Annotated in this window: 3 protein-coding genes and 1 pseudogene; all 4 read left to right on the top strand. The window is 71.7% G+C overall.

Annotated features, from left to right (window positions below; translation table 11 throughout):
- Window positions 1–335: pseudogene (locus tag H5J30_RS32590) on the top strand (ketosynthase chain-length factor); the annotation flags it as partial.
- 11 nt (window positions 336–346) lie between these two features.
- A complete protein-coding gene (locus tag H5J30_RS32585; RefSeq protein WP_309505700.1) occupies window positions 347–598 on the top strand; it encodes an acyl carrier protein in 252 nt (83 codons plus the stop codon).
- 1 nt (window position 599) lies between these two features.
- Entirely contained in the window at window positions 600–1,076 is a 477-nt protein-coding gene (locus H5J30_RS32580; RefSeq protein WP_181791270.1) for an SRPBCC family protein, read from the top strand.
- A gap of 78 nt (window positions 1,077–1,154) precedes the next feature.
- The coding region (locus H5J30_RS32575; RefSeq protein ID WP_181791268.1) for a DoxX family protein at window positions 1,155–1,524 on the top strand (370 nt) is incomplete at its 3' end.

Here is a 1,524-nt window from a genome sequence, read left to right as displayed (position 1 = left end):
GGGCGGAGGCGGCGGCCCTCGCGGAGGTCTTCGGCCCCTCGGCCGTCCCGGTCACCGCGCCCAAGACGCTGACCGGCCGGCTCTACGCGGGCGGGGCGGCCCTCGACATGGCGACCGCCCTGCTGTCGATGCGCGACTCGGTCATCCCGCCGACCGCCGGCACCCGCTCGCCCGCCCCCGGCCTCGGCATCGACCTGGTGCTCGGCCGGCCCCGCGAGACGCCGGTGCGCAACGCGCTGGTCGTCGCCCGCGGCGCCGGCGGCTTCAACTCGGCGATCGTCCTCGGCCGCTACGGCCAGTCCCCCCACCACCGCGCGGTCACGCGCCCTGCCTAAGGAGGCCACCCGTGTCCGGGATCACCCTCTCGCAACTCGTCACGCTCATCAGGGACTGCGCAGGAGAGTCCGACGTGGCCGACCTGGACGGCGACATCGCCGACATGGGCTTCGACGAACTCGGCTACGACTCGCTCGCCCTGCTGGAGCTGTCCGCACGGATCAAGCAGACCCTCGGCATCGAGGTCCCGGAGGGCGACATGAGGACCCCCGGGGGCACGGTCCGGCTGATCAACGACATGTTCTCCGGAAAGGACGCCTGACATGGGAGCACGCACCGAGCACTCCGTCGTGATCGACGCCCCGGTCGACCTCGTGTGGACCATGACCAACGACGTCGAGTCCTGGCCCGACCTCTTCGCCGGCTACGCCGAGACGGAGATCCTCCGGCGCACGGGCGACGGCATCGACTTCCGCATCAAGACGTGCCCGGACGCGAACGGGCGGGTCTGGGAGTGGGTCTCCCATCGCGCGCCCGACCGCGACGCCCTCCGGGTCGAGGCGTACCGGATCGAGACCGGACCCTTCGTCTACATGAAGCTGCACTGGACCTACCGCGTGACCGGCGAGGGCACCGAGATGCGCTGGGTGCAGGAGTTCGACATGCGGGCCGGCGCCCCGTACGACAACGACCAGATGACCGACCACCTCAACGAGATGTCGCAGCTCAACATGGCGCGCATCAAGGAGATCGTCGAGACGGCGCACCGGGCGAAGGAGGCCGACGCCCCCGGCGGCTGACCTGGTCGCGTACCGGCGGGTGTCACAGGGAGGGGCTCTGCGGCGTCTGATGTGCGACCCCTTGCTAGGAGGACGCCCGTGAACGTCGCTCTGTGGATCGCCGCCGGAGTGCTGGCCGCCGTCTACGCGGTCGGCTCCGTCTCCAAGCTGGCGCTGCCCAAGGAGACGCTGGCCGCCCACCGCAGCGGGAGATGGGTCGAGGACTTCGACGCCCGCGCCGTCAAGGCCATCGGCGCCGTCGAGGCCCTCGCCGCGGTGGGCCTGATCCTGCCCGCCGTGCTCGACATCGCGCCGGTCCTGGTGCCGCTCGCCGCCCTGGGCGCGACGCTGCTGATGGCCGGTGCGGTCGTCACGCGCCTGCGCCGCCACGAGAAGGAGATCGTGCTGGACCTGGTCTACTTCGCCCTGGCCGTCTTCGTCGCCGCGGGCCGCTTCGGACCCGAGTCCT

The organism is Streptomyces phytophilus, assembly GCF_013870535.1.
Lineage (GTDB): Bacteria > Actinomycetota > Actinomycetes > Streptomycetales > Streptomycetaceae > Streptomyces > Streptomyces phytophilus.
The sequence above is the reverse complement of the archived record's forward strand: the minus strand, read 5'-3'. Positions and strand labels throughout refer to the sequence as shown.

Coding starts and splice junctions, on each gene's coding strand:
- H5J30_RS32580 (WP_181791270.1), top strand. CDS start 600: ATGGGAGCACGCACCGAGCACTCCGTCGTGATCGACGCCCCGGTCGAC.